At 42.0% G+C, this 19138-nt stretch carries 18 protein-coding genes; 10 read left to right on the top strand and 8 right to left on the bottom strand.

The annotated features are described in order from the left end of the window. Positions 1-66: 66 nt before the first annotated feature. The gene (locus CA600_RS10755; RefSeq protein WP_256989808.1) at positions 67-504 is read right to left on the bottom strand and encodes a MarR family transcriptional regulator; all 438 of its coding nucleotides are present in this window, start codon (positions 502-504) and stop codon (positions 67-69) included. Between the two features lie 333 nt (positions 505-837). On the opposite strand from CA600_RS10755, the gene CA600_RS10750 reads away from it, so the two are divergent. Continuing rightward, positions 838-1026, top strand: coding sequence for a hypothetical protein (locus CA600_RS10750; RefSeq protein ID WP_143812131.1), 189 nt, complete (start codon positions 838-840; stop codon positions 1024-1026). Between the two features lie 137 nt (positions 1027-1163). Here CA600_RS10750 and CA600_RS10745 read toward each other — a convergent pair whose 3' ends face one another. The 3 genes from CA600_RS10745 to CA600_RS10735 form a co-directional block, all read right to left on the bottom strand. Further along, positions 1164-1733, bottom strand: coding sequence for a YdeI/OmpD-associated family protein (locus tag CA600_RS10745; RefSeq protein ID WP_094870187.1), 570 nt, complete (start codon positions 1731-1733; stop codon positions 1164-1166). A gap of 51 nt (positions 1734-1784) precedes the next feature. Further along, a complete protein-coding gene (locus CA600_RS10740; protein ID WP_094870180.1) occupies positions 1785-2300 on the bottom strand; it encodes a DinB family protein in 516 nt (171 codons plus the stop codon). 79 nt (positions 2301-2379) lie between these two features. Further along, complete coding sequence (locus CA600_RS10735) at positions 2380-3291, bottom strand: helix-turn-helix transcriptional regulator (protein ID WP_094870179.1); 912 nt, start codon at positions 3289-3291, stop codon at positions 2380-2382. A gap of 215 nt (positions 3292-3506) precedes the next feature. On the opposite strand from CA600_RS10735, the gene CA600_RS10730 reads away from it, so the two are divergent. From CA600_RS10730 to CA600_RS10715, 4 genes are read left to right on the top strand one after another with little or no spacing between them, the layout of a single operon-like run. Next, positions 3507-4133 carry a TetR/AcrR family transcriptional regulator gene (locus CA600_RS10730; protein WP_094870178.1) on the top strand — a complete coding sequence of 209 codons (627 nt, stop codon included), beginning with the start codon at positions 3507-3509 and terminating at the stop codon, positions 4131-4133. Between the two features lies 1 nt (position 4134). Next, positions 4135-4989: an ABC transporter ATP-binding protein gene (locus tag CA600_RS10725; RefSeq protein WP_094870177.1), complete on the top strand. Its 855-nt coding sequence runs from the start codon at positions 4135-4137 to the stop codon at positions 4987-4989. Next, positions 4986-5699, top strand: a complete 714-nt coding sequence (locus CA600_RS10720; RefSeq protein WP_094870176.1) for a fluoroquinolone export ABC transporter permease subunit — start codon at positions 4986-4988, stop codon at positions 5697-5699. The genes CA600_RS10725 and CA600_RS10720 overlap by 4 nt, the downstream gene beginning before the upstream one ends. Then, positions 5696-6421, top strand: coding sequence for a hypothetical protein (locus CA600_RS10715; RefSeq protein ID WP_094870175.1), 726 nt, complete (start codon positions 5696-5698; stop codon positions 6419-6421). Before CA600_RS10720 ends, CA600_RS10715 begins: the two co-directional genes overlap by 4 nt. On the opposite strand, the gene CA600_RS10710 is transcribed toward CA600_RS10715, so the two are convergent. From CA600_RS10710 to CA600_RS10700, 3 genes are all read right to left on the bottom strand, one after another. Then, entirely contained in the window at positions 6422-8077 is a 1656-nt protein-coding gene (locus CA600_RS10710; RefSeq protein ID WP_179281587.1) for an AraC family transcriptional regulator, read from the bottom strand. Positions 8078-8217: 140 nt separating this feature from the next. Beyond that, positions 8218-9243 (bottom strand): ABC transporter substrate-binding protein, encoded by a 1026-nt coding sequence (locus CA600_RS10705; RefSeq protein WP_094870174.1) that lies wholly within the window; start codon positions 9241-9243, stop codon positions 8218-8220. A gap of 286 nt (positions 9244-9529) precedes the next feature. Then, positions 9530-12643 (bottom strand): glycoside hydrolase family 2 TIM barrel-domain containing protein, encoded by a 3114-nt coding sequence (locus CA600_RS10700; RefSeq protein WP_094870173.1) that lies wholly within the window; start codon positions 12641-12643, stop codon positions 9530-9532. Between the two features lie 116 nt (positions 12644-12759). Between CA600_RS10700 and CA600_RS10695 the strand changes: the two genes are divergently transcribed. From CA600_RS10695 to CA600_RS10685, 3 genes are all read left to right on the top strand, one after another. Beyond that, the gene (locus CA600_RS10695; RefSeq protein WP_094870185.1) at positions 12760-13581 is read left to right on the top strand and encodes an AraC family transcriptional regulator; all 822 of its coding nucleotides are present in this window, start codon (positions 12760-12762) and stop codon (positions 13579-13581) included. 208 nt (positions 13582-13789) lie between these two features. After that, positions 13790-14695 carry a hypothetical protein gene (locus tag CA600_RS10690; protein ID WP_094870172.1) on the top strand — a complete coding sequence of 302 codons (906 nt, stop codon included), beginning with the start codon at positions 13790-13792 and terminating at the stop codon, positions 14693-14695. 196 nt (positions 14696-14891) lie between these two features. Next, positions 14892-17273 (top strand): alpha-L-arabinofuranosidase C-terminal domain-containing protein, encoded by a 2382-nt coding sequence (locus CA600_RS10685; RefSeq protein ID WP_094870171.1) that lies wholly within the window; start codon positions 14892-14894, stop codon positions 17271-17273. A 31-nt stretch (positions 17274-17304) separates the two neighbouring features. Here the strand turns inward: CA600_RS10685 and CA600_RS32185 are convergent, their stop codons facing one another. Further along, positions 17305-17439, bottom strand: coding sequence for an alpha-L-arabinofuranosidase C-terminal domain-containing protein (locus CA600_RS32185; RefSeq protein WP_373455880.1), 135 nt, complete (start codon positions 17437-17439; stop codon positions 17305-17307). 215 nt (positions 17440-17654) lie between these two features. On the opposite strand from CA600_RS32185, the gene CA600_RS10675 reads away from it, so the two are divergent. Together CA600_RS10675 and CA600_RS10670 are read left to right on the top strand one after the other, a co-directional pair. Next, entirely contained in the window at positions 17655-17942 is a 288-nt protein-coding gene (locus tag CA600_RS10675; protein WP_094870170.1) for an ArsR/SmtB family transcription factor, read from the top strand. 127 nt (positions 17943-18069) lie between these two features. Further along, complete coding sequence (locus CA600_RS10670) at positions 18070-19080, top strand: LacI family DNA-binding transcriptional regulator (RefSeq protein WP_094870169.1); 1011 nt, start codon at positions 18070-18072, stop codon at positions 19078-19080. Positions 19081-19138 lie beyond the last annotated feature (58 nt).

Below are 19138 nucleotides of genomic sequence, written 5' to 3'. Positions count from 1 at the left end.
TCCAATGTCTATTCTAAGGGGTGCACTTCATGCAATAAGCGGACGTTCTTGTTTTTAGCATTTGAGTCAAGAAGAAGACTTACTGCGTGTTCCGGAACTGAGATGATCAATTTGCTCGTCTAAAACGGTGCTGGCTTTGCCTAAAAATTGTGAAATGAGGGCAAGTTCTTCATCGGTATAGGAAGCAGCCAATTTAACCATAGCAGTATGAAGCGGCAGGTAGGTGTCAATAACATCTTCTTTATTTTCATACAACGGGACAATAATTACTTTACGGCGATCATTAGGGTCGTTTTGTCTGCGAACGTATCCGTTTTTTTCGAGACGATCTATTAATGCAGTAACGCTGCCAGTGGCAAGTCCAGTTAGTTTGGACAGCTCTCCAGCGGTAATGGGGCCTTTTTCACGCAGGATATCCACAGATAAAAAATCATTATTGTATAACCCAAGAGAGGCGGCTACGTTTTGCTGGTATACCACCGTTCGGGTTCCCAGACCACGCATGAGTAAGGTGAATTGTTCTTGCTCTGGTGTAGGTTGAGCTTGTTCATGGCTTGACAAAGGATAACGCCCCTTTTAAAATCTTTATATCTCGTTAATCAAGATATTTGATTGTGAAGTTATTTTAAAATGTGTTATTTTACAAATTCATTCTATCGAAATAAGCATACTTTTGCAAAAGAAGTAGTATGACAGCATTCGCAATCGTTATGGATAAGAGAAATATCTATGTGTGATTGCTTTAATTGAGAGGGGAATCATGATGAAAGAAGCTATTGTTATTAAAGGCGCACGAGAGAACAATCTGAAGAATGTCTCGCTCACGATTGTACCGTTATGATTGGCAACAATCTTAGCCGTGACATGAAGGGGGCCAATGCGCTAGGCATCACCAGCATTTTTCAGAGCTGGACGCCCCGTTATCCCCATGAGACGGCAGATGAGTCTGAACGTCCGATGTATACAGTTAGTGAGCCGCTGCAATTGCTAGAGTTGATTGAGAGGCTGAACGCTGAGGTCAAGTAAGCTGGAAGTCGTTCATTATGCTATTTTTCCATAATTAAATACAAAAAAGAGAAACCCGAGGTCATGAGAATGACTGGGTTTCTCACCTTTCTTAATCAATCAGCAAGAGTTACAAAGCAATTTTATGATCCAGCAGCTTAATAATCTAGAAGCCGTCCATGATCATGCCATTGACCGTACATTTTATTTTCTTTAGTGTTTATTATAAATTTATCTAATTTACGCTTAAATAAATCTGGTTGATGTGTATAGCTTTGTATCGTGTCGATCCGGACTCTTGTATAAAGAGCTGGAAAGGTTAAGAGGTTCTCATATACCTGCTGCTCCTCTTTTAACCTTTGTTCTATAACCCTATCGACTTTAAAAGAAGCGAGATTCATATCCGGAAGTACCTTTCTTCCTTCGTCACTCATTAGCCCCAGTTTATCGAGGCGGCGGACACGTTCTTTATTTAATTCTGTCCAAGAGCTTCGTTTGCTTCTGGGAGACAGTCGCTGTGCCAGCTGCGTTTCAGAAACTTTCTTTTTCACTCCATCGATCCATCCAAAGCACAAACATTCCTCAACCACATCCAAATACAGCAATGTTTCTGAATTTGGCGTCATACTTACGAGTACCCAACAAAACTTTTCAGTCGTATGATTCTGCTGCAGCCAAACCCGTAAATCTTCTCTCGATTTTACTGTGATTAGATTTTCTATCTCCATCATTAAATTCCAATTTCCTTTCTAGCTAGGGAAAGCATTGCCCATCATAGATTAAATAGCTTTCGCAGGCATCTGATACCAAAAAAAGGAATAGTCATTCATGGTAGAAGCGTGCCCTAACTGACGTAACATAGTGGATATATTACCTCTATGATAAGTCCCGTGATTGGCGGCATGCAGCACAATTTCTGATAGGCGTGTTTGCCGGATTCCAGCAAATGGGTTATCAAGTAGAATAGTCTGCTCTAAATCGGGTTGGTTTTGTAACCATTCTTTGTATTGTTCAGATAGCTGGGCAAAAAGATTAGCGTATTCATCAACCGAATCTAGAATGCTCATATTTAGCGGGATACTTTTTTGAAAAGCCTCAGGCATACCAGTGCCTGTTAAAACCAGATACCACATCGTATCAACCGCATAGATATGGCTAAGGGCATGAGCGATAGTAGGAAAAGAGCTATTCACTTCTTGATTTAGCACAGAGGGAGAGAGTTCCTTGATTCTTCCCAGGATCGTTTGGTTCGCCCAAATGTGATAATTAAACATTTCTACTGGATGATTGGTCATTGTATGATCTCCTTTTGAGTTGTGATAGATTTTTTTGTAGCTGTTGTTAATATAAAAGAAGAAGTATGACAGCAGACTGTCATACTTCTTCATAAAGATTTAGGGTATTTAGCAGCTGCTTTTTTAAGATACCCCGCAGTGCAAGAGGCTCGAGGACTTCAGCGCCGCTGCCGAAGCTCAGCAGAATTGACCATAGCCAGCGGGCTTCCAGTGGCTTATACACAGGAATTCGCATCGTCATGCTCTCATCGGTATGAAATTCCTTATCCATCTGGTGAAATTGATCCAGCGCTTCTGCCAAAGCCTCAGGTCCTACCCGGATTACGACATCCTCAACCTGATCGGCCCTATTTGAACAACCGGCCTCTATGGGAACCTCATGTTGGGAATGAAAGATATTCTGTGTCAGAAGCAAATTCATCATCCGGGATAGCCGGAACTCTCGATAATCCTGTCGTTCCCGGCAATAACCATATATGTACCAGTTGCTATATTTAAAATGAAGCTTTACGGGTTCCATATCACGGGTTGTGCGTTCGTTTTTTACATTGATGTAATCAAAACGGACGATATTTCGTTCCGTAATAGCCGTACGTAAAAGAGAAAGTGCATCGGGATCCATACGGCGAGTTTCAAAATTCACCGCTAGACTAGAAGTCTGTTGTTCTGCTCCAATCGTTTGCAGCCGCTCAATGGTTCCTTGCGCCTGCGCGTCTTCAAACACAGAGGAGAGACTGTTCAGCACGGTAATCAAAGAAGTGACATCATAAGAACGGAGCAGGCTTTTATCCATTTTATATCCGTCCATGATGCCATATCCGCCTTTAGTTCCCTGATACGATACAACCGGGATGCCTGCGGCACAAATGACATCGATATCCCTATAGATAGTTCTCTGAGAAACCTGAAACTCTTCAGCCAGCTTGGAGGCAGATAAAACTTCGTGGTTCAACAGCTTGTAGATCATAGAAATCAAACGTTCCAATTTCATTTGTGTATCCCACCCATTAGTCCATTTCGTGTTACTGCATGATTATAGCATAGATTTTTCAAGCTAATTTTGGGGAGGATTGTGGTGGTGTTGCACAGGAGAATACTAATTGTACCTCACAGAGAAAAAAGGATTGACAAAATATGGTTAGTTGGTTTATCTTGTGAATATAAAATAAAAATATTCATAAAACCATAAAAAGCGAGTGAACTTATATGCCTAAAAAATTCTCTGAACAAGAAAAAGAATGGATAAAACATAAATTGTTGACAGAAGGGCGTCGCTGCTTTGAAATACATGGCATTAAAAAAACTAGTGTTGAAGAATTAACAAAAGCCGCCGGGATTGCGCAAGGTTCGTTTTACATGTTCTTTGGGTCGAAAGAGGAATTGTTCTATCACATATTGCTTGAAGAGGAACAACGAATTCGTAGTACAATGTTCAATTCATTTAGCGTAGGCGTGCCTGTAAACAAGGAAGAAATCCAATTATTTTTACTGAAATCTTTCCGGATGATGGAAGAGAGTCCGATCGTCCGCCAGATGTTCGTAAGAAGCGAAATGGAGCAGTTATTAAGAAAGTTGCCTAATGAGTTGTTGGAACAAAATTTTACAGAGGATAAAGACTTTTTTATTCCTTTCATTCAATCATGGCAAGCCGAAGGTATCATGGTTGGGATTGACCCGGAATTAATCGTAAGCATGATTCGCTCTGTAGTCCTCCTGTCTTTGCATAAGGAAGAGATCGGTGATGAACGCTATCAGGCAACAATAGAGCTTTTGATTGGGGTTCTGGCTGAAGGGATGACTTCTTTGAAAGATAATAAGACTGGGGGAGAATGATATGATCGAAGTAAAGGAGCTTCATTTTACCTATCCAAAAATAAAAGAGCCAACCCTTAGTGGACTTAACTTTTCCATACCTCAAGGTGAAGTGTTTGGTTTTCTCGGTCCTTCGGGAGCGGGTAAAAGCACAACACAAAAAATACTAATTGGAGTCTTAAAAAATTATCTCGGCAGCGTTAACGTAATGGGCAAGGAAATAAGAAATACCGGACCGGAGTATTTTGAGGGGATAGGGGTAGCTTTTGAGTTTCCAAATTTCTATTCAAAGTTTACTGCGCTGGAAAATTTGCAGCTATTTAGGACTCTGTATTCAGGGAGAACGGTGGAACCGAGGTTTCTCCTGGAGCAAGTAAATCTCACTGAAGCTGCAAATTTGAAGGTCTCCCAGTTATCGAAGGGGATGAAGATGAGGCTGAATTTCTGCAGAGCACTCTTAAATAACCCACAAATTCTATTTCTGGATGAACCCACTTCCGGGCTCGACCCTGTTAATGCGAAACGAATGAAGGATTTAATCCTGGAAAAAAAGGCGAATGGGACAACTGTAATTATTACAACACATAATATGCAAGCCGCGGAGGAGCTCTGCGACAGGGTCGCCTTTATCGTAGACGGTCAAATTAAGTTGATTGATTCACCTCGGGAGCTTAAGCTTCTTAATGGAAAAAAACGAGTGCGGCTGGAATATCGCCATCATAATGAAGTTAGAAATGAGGAATTCTCACTTGATGATATAGGGGAGAATGAATATTTCTTAAAGCTTGTTCGTGAGCATCCAATAGAAACCATTCATTCGCTGGAGGCGTCTTTGGAACAAATATTTATTGACGTAACTGGGAGGCAGTTAACATGAGATTCAGATCTGCGTTTGCCTTTGACATCCGGTTTCAATGGCGGCATGGGTTTTATTGGGTCTACGTCATTATCTGTGCGTTTTATTTGGTATTGCTGCATCTTATTCCTGATCATTATCGAGAACAAACGATGTTGTTATTGACCTTTAGCGATCCGAGTGCTTTGGGACTTATTCTCGCAGGGGGGATTGTGCTGCTGGAAAGAGACCAGGGAATCCATGATGCTTTATTTGTTACTCCGATTCGTGTTAGGGAATATTTACTTTCAAAAGCTGGCTCATTATCTGTACTCTCCCTGTTTGCCGCTTGGGTTATTCATGTAGCAGCTAGCGGGATTCCGCATTCCCCGTTTGGCTTTTCTACTGGAATCATTTTAACTTCAAGCTTCATGACGCTATTGTCGATTGGTGTTGTGGCTCGTTGCCAGACAATTAATGGCTTCATTCTACTCTCACAAGTATTCGCATTGCCTTTTATCCTTCCATTGCTTGGTTATTTTAAGGTGTGGAACTCCAAATTTTTCTTATGGCTTCCTACGGAAGGAACGCTTCGCTTGTTGAGTTCGGGAACCTCAGCTATGTCACTTGGCAGTTACATGTACTCCATATCGATATTACTCCTATGGAATGTAGTGATATACGTATGGGCAAAAATGTCCTTCGAAAATCATGTAATAATACGCATAGGTAAGGGAGGAGCAGGAAAATGAAAAAGTATCGTATGCTTTTTATAAGCGATATCCGGCATACTGGTGTGGACCCAGTGCTTATGGTCGGCATCTTTGCTCCATTAGCCCTTCTAGTCGTCTCAAGGTTTGGATTTCCAATGATAGCCGATTGGCTTACGAATGGTTATGCTTTTGATTTATATCAATATAGCAGCTTTGCTGCGATTTTCTTAGTCATGACCTTTCCCATGCTAACCGGTATGATGACAGGTCTTTTAATGCTTGATGAAAGAGATGAGAATGTCATCTCTTATTACGCGGTTACACCATTAATGCGCAGAGGGTACATGGTGTATCGTCTAGTTCTTCCATCTCTACTCTGTGCATTTCTTTCATCGCTATTTTTTATAGTCTCCGGCTTATCTAGCTTCCAATTAGAGCATGTATATATCCTTATACTATTAGCATTTGAAGCCCCTTGTTTTGCATTATTCCTAGCTTCTTTCGCTGCAAATAAGGTAGAGGGATTAGCTTTAGCAAAGGTCGGTGGTCTGTTTATAGCAGGACCAATCCTAGCTTACTTTGTTCCATCACCCTGGCAATTTATCGGTGCGTGGATTCCTACGTATTGGCCTGCTAAGTTATTTTTTGTTGTAGAAATGGCTAGTGGTTTTAGTGTACTTGCATACTTTATGGTGGGACTTCTATTCCACTTGAGCCTTTTGGGCATCATGATCAGGATTTTTATTAAAAGAGCCGATTGATTAACCTCCTCCAAGCAGCTTAGGCAACAGCATAAGTAGCTTCTCTCGGGTTAGCGCATCTCCATAGTTCCATTTGCTTCCGTCAAGTAGATAAGCTTGCCCCTTACGTACTGCAGATAGATTTTTCCAAAGTGAGCTGTCTAGTAGTTTCTCCATAGCCACTCGAGAGTCTTGACGTTCTGGAATAAGCATAAAAATATAATCTCCGGCGTAAGAAGGCAGCCTTGCTGGATCAACCTCTGCAAACCCTAACTCTTCATCGAGAATCGCTTGGATCTCATCTGTGGGTTGTAAACCGTTAGGGGCATAGAGAGCAGTAGACAAACCTGACATTCCCATTGCATATAGATGATTTCCATGGTCATAAATCAATGCAGAAGCTGTTTCTCCAGGTCGAAGAGTATTCATATAAAGCTGCTGCCACATGGCAGCATTTTTTGCTGCGAACGAATCCAGCCATGCTTCAGCTTCGTGCTGCTTACCCAACCAGCTTCCAAGTGTCCGCATACGGTGTTCAAGTGGAGCAAATGAATCAAAGGTAAGTGTCGGGGCGATGTCGACGACTGCTCGATAAGCCTTATCATCTGAATTAGCTATAATAATTAGGTCAGGATTTAATGAAGAGGCAAGCTTCGGATCCAGAGGAAAGCCAACGTTAGAGAGCTTCTTAAGTCGATGTTTATAGACTCTGTTCCATGCAAAGACTTCATCTCCTCCAATAGGTTTTATACCTAATGCGAGAAGGTCACCAAGCGTCTCACCATGGTAGACAATGCGCCTTGGACGCTCCGGAATATCCACCTCATGGCCAGTCCAGTCTTTCACAGTAAGCTTCCGGCCTTGCTGATGCGCATATTGTCCGGGTGTAATTCCAGTCTTTTGACGAAACCGGCGACTAAAATAATATTCATCGGAGAAGCCAACCAGTCGAGCAATCTCACGCAGCGGTTCAGCGGATTCCAGAAGGAAACGCTTCGAATGGTTAATACGCAGTTCGGTCAGGTAATCGAGCGGTCTTTTGCCGGTAAGCTTTTGAAAGATCGGAGTATATTGCCACAGCGTAATACCCGCGAGCTCAGCCAGTTGCTTCACGGTGATACTCTCCGTATAGTGTTCTTGCATATATTGGATGGTCTTTTCCACGGAATCCGCGGGACTTGGCACCTGCTCGGAAGGATAATTATGCTCAAAAAGTAAGAGCAGCAATTCTTGGAATTTCAATTGCCGCTTAAAAAACTGCACATCATCTGCATTTTTTTTGCTCATAAGCAGATCTTCCGCAAGGCGGATTACCCTAGTGAACGGGTGGACAATTAGCTCCTGCCTACCCGGAAGGAGTTCATCTGAATAATATTCGGGATACTCGGAGTTATTAATTGCTGTAAAAGTGATGAGATAATAATAAAGAGTCGTCTCTGGATTGTCCGTGCTATAGGATGTTCCAGGAGATAGGAGATAACACGTATCTGTAGTCAGTGTTATGGTTTGACCGCTAAGGATCAGCTGTCCACTTCCGCCAGTGAAGATTAGAAGTCTATAAAAGTGAGTGGTAAGAGTCTTAGAGCAAGAGCCTGCCGGTTGAATATGTAGTTCCGCATCAGTCAGCTGAAACAGCAACGAGCGGAGCGGTGCAGCGACGGGTAATGTTTGCAGCAAGAGGAAGCCTCCGTTCATTTGGTGAGAATCATTATCAATTAATTCATTGTATATAAAATAAAGAAGCATATCAACAGCTGTTGACATGCTTCTTGCAGTTTTCTATCAGCTAAGTGCCAAATGCTTCATGAAGGTGAAAATTATTTCATATTCAAAAGCTGTGGGAGTTCACCGAGCAGCCATTCTCTTGTTGTTGCATCACTTGAAGTCTTCATAATATCTTGTGTATAGACATATCCGTTCTTGACGGCAGGGAGACCTTTCCAAATCGGACTCTTTAATAGAGTAGAAGTGGATTGCTTGGCTTCATCGGCCACAGGAGTTAGGATGAAAATCCGATCTCCGGCATATTCTTTTAGCACTTCCATGGATACTTCCTGGAATCCCATACCTTCATCGAGAACCTTCTGAATCGCTGGGGTTGGCTTGAAGCCATTCTCTCCATATAGGACTTGCGAAAGTCCGGTCGTCGCCATAACAAATAGTCTGTCACCAGGATAATAAGTAAAGACTGAAGCTGTTTCTCCTTCTTTTATGCCTGCTGCCTTTAATTGTTCCCACAAGGCATCTTCACTCGTTTTATACTTAGCGAGCCATGCCTCTGCTTCGGTCGTTCTCCCAAGAATTCCGCCAATATCCAGCATTCGTTCTTTTAACGGGGCAAAGGTATCAAAGATTATTGTTGGTGCAATTTTGGACAGCTGCTCGAAATCAGCTTCATCTGTTCCTGCATAGATAATCAAATCAGGCTGAAGTTCCAGGGTCTTTTCCAGATTGATAGGGAACCCTACATCTTCGACACCTTGAAGCTGATCTTCAAAAACCTGTCCCTCACCCATAGATAGTGGATAGCCTACCGCTTGCACACCAAGTGCGAGCAAATCGCCATAAGTTTCTCCTGAATAAATTACGCGCTTAGGGTTAACAGGAATTTCTACAGTATGGCCTATGTAGTCCGTGTAGGTGCGAGTAGTCGCCGCAGCTGCATTAGTGCCATTATCGGATGTTTCTGGAGAAGGTGCAGGGGTAGCAGAAGTATTATTTCCGGCTGCGTTAGACGCAGTGTTCTTGGCTGGTTGTTCCTCTGAGTTTCCGCACGCGAGTAGTAATGTGGTCATCAGAAAGAGTACACATAACACGGCGAAGGGTTGTCTTACCTTGTTCATATAATATTGCCTCCCTAAAATATGTAACGATCACCAATAATGATAATCATTCTCGACGAAAACTATCATAATTTAAAGTCTCCTTTTACTCAATGGACAAAACACATTATGGCGATTTGATTTGTACAATCTATTGTTAATGGAGTTGGTAGCCAGAGAAAAGATTGATAAGGCTAAGGAGGTATTGAGGAGCACGCAAAACTCTGTCGTGGGATTGAAATAAATAGAACAAGGCCGTCTTGTTTGGTAGAAACCAACCAGAGACGGCCTTTTTTAATAGATGAGATTAAAGAAGAGAGAGGGTGAAACGGAATGCATATGGGCGATTAGCTGGTAGAGTAAACTCTTCATGTGTCCGTGCGCCCCAACTGTCGTCACCGCCAACACCCATTTGCTTGTAGTTCACTCTCAGCACGCTTTTGTTCGAGACAGGCAATTTATACACATGATCACTTGCTTCCAGCTCGTCAGGCATCCAAGGCAGGGCATTAATCTCCAAAGGGATGGCACTATCAAAATAAAGTCCTGATCCATCGTTGGCTTCCGTTATTGAAGCAAATCTCACATCAGTCTTATTGCCACACTCCTGCGGTCTGAGGTAAGGGACGAACTGGTCACTGACTTTGCCAGAATAACGGCCCAGTGGTGCTCCAGTCTGTCTATCCCAATAATTCTCATGGGGTCCACGGCCGTACCATGACAGGGTATCGAGTCTTCCAGCAAGCACGAACATCATTCCGAACTCAGGAATTTCTGGCAGATCACTGCTACCCGGATTCAGTTCTTGCAGGAACTCTATAGATCCGTCAGGGCGAATCTCATACTGAACCAGAAGGGTGGAATACGGATTCGTTGGCAAAAGGTAAGTGGTGGAAACGAAACAGAGATTTCCTTCGGTTCTATAAACCATGCTCAACAGATTCCGCTCATTAGAAGCCTGCTTCCACACTGCACAGCGCTTTGGCAATCCATTGCCAAGATCATTATCCGTGACTGCTCTCCAGAAGTTAGGTCTTACGGGCTCAAGCAGATGTTCTTTACCGGCAGCATGGTATGAGTTTAGCTCACCAGTTGCTTTATTAAAGCTTAGAGTGAAATTCTCACCCTGTACGCTCAATGCATCTTCATGTTCCTGCACATGTAACGTTCCATCCGTTGTTTTTGGAGCCTTTGTCACGATACGCGGGGACAGAATAAACTGTTCCCAAGCGATTTCGTGGTCAGCATCAGACCAAGAAGTTTCTGAACGCTGAATGAAGGAGAGATTTAGAATAGCTTCGTGATCGCCTTTATGTGAAATCAGTTCATAAGGGATGGTGCATTCAACGATTTCTCCTGGTACAGCAGAGATTTGCAGCAAACCCTCTTGCGCAGCTACTCCGTCTAAAGTAACTTCCCATTTAAGTTCGTACTGTTTAATGTCGGTAAATAAAAAGTTATTATGAATCTGAAAGAGACCTTCACGGATATTTAAAGCAGTTACTTTAATATTTTGATAGCATTTTTTGACCTCAAATAGCTTTGGAGTAACCGAACGATCGGCAAAAAGTAATCCGTTTCCGCTAAAGTTTCCATCATGTGGCGACTCACCAAAGTCACCGCCATATGCTAAATAGGGGACACCTTCGGATGTTTTGGTTCGGATAGCCTGATCCACCCAATCCCAAATAAATGCACCTTGAAAAATATCGTACTTGTCAAACAAGTCCGTGTATAGGTGTAGCCCACCGCAGGAATTGCCCATAGCATGACTGTATTCGCAGATGATATAAGGCTTCTGAGGATGACTCAACGCATATTTTTCAACATCGTGCGGTTTAGCATACATAGTCGACTCTATATCACTAGCTGCTTCCGACTCTCTGCAATGGAAGATCCCTTCATAATGAACAGGCCGTGTTGGGTCCGCTTCTCTGAGATAGTCATGCATGGCGATAAAATTATCACCACCGTAGGACTCATTCCCCAGTGACCAGATGATAACCGAAGGATGGTTCTTATCTCTTTGCATCATGGAGTCGCAACGGTCAATCACATTGGCCCGCCATTCCGGTTTGCTGGCAGGTACATTTCCCTCATGTATTCCTTGTTGCCCGTACTGCCAAGTGCCGTGCGTCTCCAGATTGGTTTCATCGATAACGTAAAGTCCGTATTCATCACAAAGCTCATACCAAATAGACTGATTCGGGTAGTGAGAGGTCCGAACCGCGTTAATATTATGTGTTTTCATCAGTTGGATATCTCGGATCATGTCGTCTTTGGATAGCGCACGTCCTGTGTCACAAGAGAACTCGTGCCGGTTAACGCCTTTAAGTACAATTCTTTTGCCGTTGATCTTCATAAGTCCGTCTTTGATCTCAAAGGTGCGGAATCCGACCTTACAGCTGACCGTTTCAATAGTGTTTCCTTTATCGTCAATAATGGAGAGAACCAATGTATACAGATACGGTGTCTCAGCACTCCACTTATAAGGATCTTTTACATGCTCAGAAAGCTTGAAATGATGAACGCCCTCTTGATCCATGGAAGTAACTGTAGATACTGGTGCCTCCCATACAGGCTGATCCTCTTTATTGTATAGCTGCATTTGGAGTGTATAAGGGCTTAGCTTCTGATCAAAGTATTTCTCCATTTTGATGTCTACGTTTAAATCCGCATGAACGAAATCCTCATCCAGCTCGGTTTTAACGAAAAAATCAGCAACATGGACAGAAGGGGCCGTGTACAGATAGACCTCCCGAAAAATACCGCTAAGCCGCCAAAAATCTTGATCCTCCAGCCAACTGGCATCACACCAGCGATAGACCTCGACAGCTAGTTTATTATCACCAGTAACTAGATAAGGGGTAATATCGAACTCCGAAGGTGTAAAGGTGTCTTCACAGTATCCGACCCGTTCTCCGTTTACCCACACATAGAAAGCGGATTCAACCCCCTGAAAGCTAAGGTATACAGGCTGACCGTTCCAAGATTCTGGTACAGTAAAGGTTCTGATGTACGAGCCCACGGGATTATATTTTGTCGGAGCAAAAGGTGGCTTGAGATCAGGTTCGGATTCCGCCCAAGGATAGCGCACATTCGTATATTGCGGGTAATCATAGCCATGGAACTGCCAGTGAGAAGGTACAGGAATCGTAACCCAATTGCTGCAATCGAAATGAGCTTTATAGAAATCCACGACTCGTAGATCCGGTGTTTCAGAAAAAGAGAACTTCCAAATACCATTAAGCGTTTTGTAGTATGGCGAGGCTTCTTTATCTCCCACCAGGGCTTGCGTTAGATTGCTATATGGGATCATGGAAGCATGTGCATCCAAGCGATTTAATTCGAAGATCTCCGGATTATTATTCCATTCTGGATAACCGTTTGCAGGAGGCTGGTAAACAAATTTTGCTCGCATGAGTAAATCTCCTTTATAATAGTGATGTTATTATATTCATATTATAGATTGGAGTAATGGTAAGAGATATAAAAGATTTTTCATCAAATATAACAAAATATGAAACGAGTGATCAGATGGAGAGCAAAATAATCTTTTGCCAAACGGAAGAGACGAATATGCTGCCGCTGTATGCTACAACCATTGGATTTTGGGAGCATCAGGCAGAAACCTTACGTCCTACCGGATTTCCGGACTATCAAATGCATCAGATTCATGAAGGCAAAGGCGAGCTTATCATTCAGGAGAAACGATATATTGTCGGCTCAGGGGATGTTTTCTTTTTGTTCCCGAATATTACGCATTCGTATGCGCCAATCAGCAGTAAGTGGAAGCTGTCATGGATTTCATTCAATGGTAGAGAGGCCGGTCAAATGCTGCTGTACGCAGGAATTCGCGAATCAGGCCCTGCTAGGTTGAAGGAGGATAAATGGCTAAATCCTTTAAAAGAAATGCTCAACTTGTCAGATAACAATGATTTGGAAACGAATCTGGAACGATCCAAACAATTATATGCGCTGCTACTGGATTTAAAAAGCAACCTAGTTTCTCCTTTAAATGAAGCTCTTGAATTGGAGCGAATTAATCCGGTGTTGCGTCATATAGAAAGAAATCTTCATAGGTCCCTCCCATTAAAGGAACTTGCGGAGGTTATTGCAGTGTCGCCACAGTATTTATGTAGGCTTTTTCAAAAAACAATTCATGATCGACCTGTAACCTATATCAACAAGCAACGTATAAACTTGAGTAAACAACTAATGTCCAATAAACGAGATAAAAAAATGTATGAGATTGCTCAGTTAGTGGGCTTCGAAAATGCCAGCTACTTTTGTCTAGTGTTTAAGCGGTTGACTGGAATGAGTCCAGAGCAATTTAAACAGCTGCATGGTTTGGACTAAGGGCAATAGAGAATGCCTCTAAGCCCTATGATAAACGCTTACTTGTTAGCATCTAGCACTCCATGATATAGTTTAATTGAGTTCATATGTTGTATTTTTCACGAATTCGCTCATTTTTTTGCAATATGTGTATGTTCAATCTAATTCAATACATAGAACCAAATTTACGATCAGATATTTAGTTAAGCATCAGGAAGGAGTCATCAATTTGAATGAGAAGTTAAAAGAGGCATATGAACGTTTGGACTTGCCTGTAGACATTAGCCGGGAGGAACTGAATAAAAAGTTTGATTTGCACTTGAAACGCCGTAAATCAAATTCCTCAGAAACTGAGGCTACAGCCTATGAAGAAGAATTTCTTGCTTTCAAAACGATCCTAGACGGCTTGGATCAGCAGGAAATTCAGGAGGCAGAGGACAAGCGGCTAGAGAAATGGGGAGCATTTTCCGGCATAGCGCGTAAATCAGAGAATTTTTTTAGGCTATACAAAGTCCATACTTTTGTATCTATCATTGTGCTGTTAGTGCTAATCTTTGGAGGTAACGCTCTTTATAATCAATATCAAGCCAAAAAATATGAAGCTTCACTCCCGCCAGTGGATGTACATATCATGTTCTTAGGCAATTATGAATCCCAAGATCCATCAGGTAAGGATGAAGAGCTTAAACAAGAGATAGTCAATCGCTATCCGACTTGGAAGCGGGTAAAGACGGATGTAGTGTACCTTCCCTCAACAGGTGGAACGGGTGGAGGAACATTAGACATGACTTATATTCAGCGCGCAATGGCGATGCTGGCAGCGGAAAGACCTGATATCCTCATTTTGGATGATGCTACTTTTGATTGGATTGGACAACAGCAGGGACTTAAGAATCTGGAGCCGTTTGTTAAATCAGCGGGACTTCCTTTAGATGATATTCGTTTGAAACGTATAAAAAATACGGAGAACGGTGAAGAATGGATCACTGGCGTAGATATCACAGATACGAAATTTGCTACAGATCTTCCAATTCATTCACGGAAGATGATTATCGGGGTGTTTGGAGAAGGTGGAGATAAGAACAAATCAACTGATTTTGTTGAGTTCTTAGTAGGGCAAATGACTGCCAAATAAATGAGTATTATAAATGGACCTGTGTTATAAAGACCGATGTTGTATGGATTCTCATACGATATCGGTTTTTTTGATGTACATTCAAAGCATCTGAATTGACGAATGTGAAGTGAACTCACTATAATAATTCATATAGATATGAACTAAGTAATATAAATATAAACTAAAATGAATATTACAAGGGAGTGATGAAAGAATGAAGACAGAAGGAACTCTGACAATACATACACAGAAGCGTGGTGCAGCATTAGGTGATTTATTTGGAATCTTCTTTGAGGATTTAAATCATGCGGCAGATGGTGGTCTTTATGCTGAGCTAGTTCAGAATCGATCCTTTGAATTTGATCCGATTGATCGGGCCGATTATCATGCGTTAATGGCTTGGGAGCCTGTAGAACGTGGGGAGGGGAAATCCGTAATCACCGTGGAAGATAGCGAGCCCTTGAATGGTCGTAATCCACATTATGTAGCTATTGATATTGTGGCTGAAGGTGACGGCGTTGGGTTGATGAATCTGGGATTCAATCGTGGTATTCCGGTAAAAGAGGGCGAGAACTATAAGTTCTCCGTTTATGCTCGTCGCGAGACAAGCTTTGATGTCCCCCTTACTGTAACCATCGAAAGTACAAATGGCATCATTCATGGTGAAGCGGAAATAGCTGTGAATCACTCCGAATGGACTCGATACGAAGCAGTTATTAAGTCTAAGGCTACGGATACTAGTTCACGTCTTGTAATCGTTACCAAAGGGAGCGGGAGGGTATATCTGGACATGATTTCTCTATTTCCGGAGAAGACCTTTATGAACAGACCAGGGGGCATGCGTGAAGATATTTCACTGTTACTCGCCGGCTTAAAGCCTAAATTCATGCGGTTTCCGGGTGGTTGTCTGGTACATGACGGTTCCTTAAATCCAGATGACAGAGATTCTATGTACAGATGGAAGAATACAATTGGGGATGTTGCACAAAGACCGGCAAGGCGGAATAACTGGTCCTACAATCAGACGCTTGGGTTAGGTTACTTTGAATATTTTCAGTTCTGTGAGGATATTGGAGCTAAGCCGATTCCCGTTCTTCCGGGCGGCTACGATCCGCATCATAAACGATTGGTCCCACTGGATGAATTAACGCCCTGGGTTGAGGATGCACTGGATTTGATCGAATTTGCTAATGGGGATATTTCTTCGGAGTGGGGAAGTATACGTGCGAGGCTGGGTCATCCAGAGCCTTTTAACCTAGAGTATATCGGTATCGGCAATGAGGAGGTAGGTGCACCTTTTTTCGAGAGATATCCATACTTTCATCAAGCCATAAAAGAGAAATATCCGGATATTAAAGTCATTAATTCGAGCGGTCCATTCTCTGCAGGTAAAGAATATGATCGGGGCTGGACATCGGCAAAAGAGAATAAGTCTGATCTCGTAGATGAGCATTACTACTGTACACCAGAATGGTTCCTGGCGAATCATCATCGTTATGATGACTTTAAGGCTGACGAACCGAAAGTGTTCTTAGGTGAATATGCTTCATGGGGCAATACCTATTATAACGCGTTGGTGGAAGCGGCTTTTATGACGGGACTTCAGAACAACGCTCATGCGGTTGGCTTGGCATGTTATGCGCCTATGCTCTGCAATGTGGATTATATCAACTGGAAGCCGGATCTAATCTGGTTTAATAATCATGAAGTGTACGGAACTGCGAACTACTATGTTCAAAAGCTATTCATGAATCATCAGGGAGATCAGCTCCTAGAAATAAAAGCAAACGGCTTCACAGTACCTGAGGAACGCAAAATTGAAGCAATCACAGGAGCCATTAGCTTGGGCGTCGATGCATCCGCTGCTCGTTTCTCCGAAATCCATCTTGTCAACAATGTCACAGGAGAACACAAGACATTTTCTGATCTATCGGAAGAAGTATCGAATCTGCTTGACCCCGATCAGAATGGAACGGCTAAACATATATTAGAGCTTGGAGAGACGGAGTGGGAGAGCTATTCCTTGAATTTTAAGGCTACACGAACCGCAGGGAATAAAGGATTTAAGTTCTATTTTGGCAAAGCGGATGATCAGAATCATTTGTACTGGGAGCTGGGTGGCTGGCAGAATCAGGATTCGATTGTCGCCTCCATCATTAACGGAAGAAACTCTGTTCTGACACATTCGATGTTTACTGTTGAAACAGACGTAGAATATGATCTAAAGCTAAAAGTATCCGGCAGACATATTCATACATACATTAACGGAGAGTTGATCAATGAAACAGAGGATAAACTTCCGGTCATCGAACCGCTGTATTACACAGCAAGTGTGGAGGATTGCACAGGGGATATCATACTTAAGACAGTGAATGTACAAGAGAATAGCGTTTCTGCTGAGATTATATTAAAAGAGTTGGCAAAAAAGGACTTGTCCGTCGAAGGATATGAACTGTCGGGATACCAGCTTGAGGATGAAAATAATTTCGAGAATAAAGAGCTTGTCTCCCCGAAGCAAAAAAACTTTACGACAGTGGGCAGTTGCTTTTCTTATGAGTTTCCGAAGCAATCCGTAACGATTTTTAGAATAAAATAAAAACTAAAAGCGCCCCTTTTGAATCTTAGAATTACAGAGATTCAAGGGGGCGTTTATGGTGGTCGGCTACACTAATGACAGGTGCAATATTATTAATAAGCTGGGGAATGCAAACCATCTTTACACGGTCTGCATGTTCTAGTAATGTAGTGAGACAGCAGCCCACGACCAGCGCATCTTCCAATCGTCCAGCGAAAGATTAATTTTCTACTTGCTCTTTTTTTTAGCTTGAATATAATCACAGGTAACAGCTATACTGCATCAATACATATCTCGCTTGTTAAATTAATAATTAATATTATTGTTAACTAAGAAATAGTTTTGAGATTACATAGTTAGAATTCTTTAAAATACTAATTCAAAGACATAGGAGACCATAAAATGCACTTAAATACAGATACAGAATCGCTTCGGGTCTACGAAGCATTAGCAAGTGAAGTCAGGCTAAGGATTATCGAACTACTGGACCGAAAAGAGATGCATATTAAAGAACTGGCTGCCGAGCTCTATCTAAGTAGTGCTATGGTTAGCACACATGTTGCCAAGCTGCAAAAGGCAGGTCTGATTAGCTCTAAAATGAGACGTGTAGATGGAGGGACTTATAAGTACTGCTCCCTGTCTACGAACTGCCTGCAGATTAAATTATCAGGATCTCGGGGAATCTGCTAATCGGATATTATGAATGATGGGAAATAGATAATTTATAAAAACAAAAAAACATATTGTAATGAAAACGGTTTTATGATAATTTAAATCTATAAAAACGTTTTTATTTGTAAAGGAAGATTGAATCATTATGGAAAAGGTAACCATCAAAGACGTTGCAAGAGAGGCTGGAGTGTCCATTTCTACAGTTTCTAACGCACTAAATGACGTTGATGTATTAAATCCGGAGACCAAATCACATGTGCTTAAGATCGCGAAGCAATTAAATTATGTTCCAAACCTAAATGGCAAGCTCCTAAGGAACGGAAAAACTAAAATGCTAGGTTTTTTCACGACAAGTGTAGCAGGCCCATACTTCTATAAGCTGGTGGAGTCCATGTCTCGTGAATGTGATCGGTTAGGTTATGGATTAAATGTATTTGTTACAAAGGATAAACAAGTCATTATGAGCAATATTCTAGGCCGACGTGTGGATGGGGTCATTATCTACGAAGAGCTGAGAATAGATGAAGAAGAAATTGCTGCAATGGTGAAAGACAAGATCAAGGCTGTGTTTCTGGATCGACCACTTCAGAATGAAACGATGGGAAGTGTAATTTTTAATTCGTTTGAATCTGCTTACGAAGCAACAAAATATTTAATCAGTCTGGGACACAAGAAAATTGCTTACATATCTGGTGTAGATGAGATGTATGACAGTGTTCAGCGGAAAGAAGGATACTTGGCCGCCTTGCGTCAATATCAGCTTCCGACGAACGAAGAGTATATTATACAAGGATATTTTGAGGAAGAGAGCACCTATAACGCTATAAAGTCTCTAGTTCATTTAAGTCCTGAAAAAATGCCTGATGCTTTTTTAGCGGGGAATGATTTGAGCGCCATTGGATGTATTCAAGCTTTGAAATCGCATGGATATGAAGTCCCGTTGGATATAAGTGTAATGGGGTTTGACGATATTGATATCGCGCAGTATTTCTCACCGCCATTAACGACGGTAAGAAATCAAATTGCCAGACAAGGTATTCTATCCATAAATCACCTGGTTCGCATGATTCAGAAGAAGGAACAGGGCGAAATGATGAAATTGCCGGGTGAGCTAATTGTACGTGGTTCTACTCAAGTGAAGATTGATCGGTACTAACGCTTTCAAGAAGGTCAACAAGATAGTATCCGATCATTTTTTTTATAATTTTATTGCT

Origin of the sequence: Paenibacillus sp. VTT E-133280 (assembly GCF_002264385.1) — a bacterium.
GTDB classification, from domain to species: Bacteria; Bacillota; Bacilli; order Paenibacillales; family Paenibacillaceae; genus Paenibacillus_AQ; species Paenibacillus_AQ nitricinens.
Note: the sequence above shows the minus strand (reverse complement) of the source record. Positions and strands in the feature narration are given on the sequence as shown.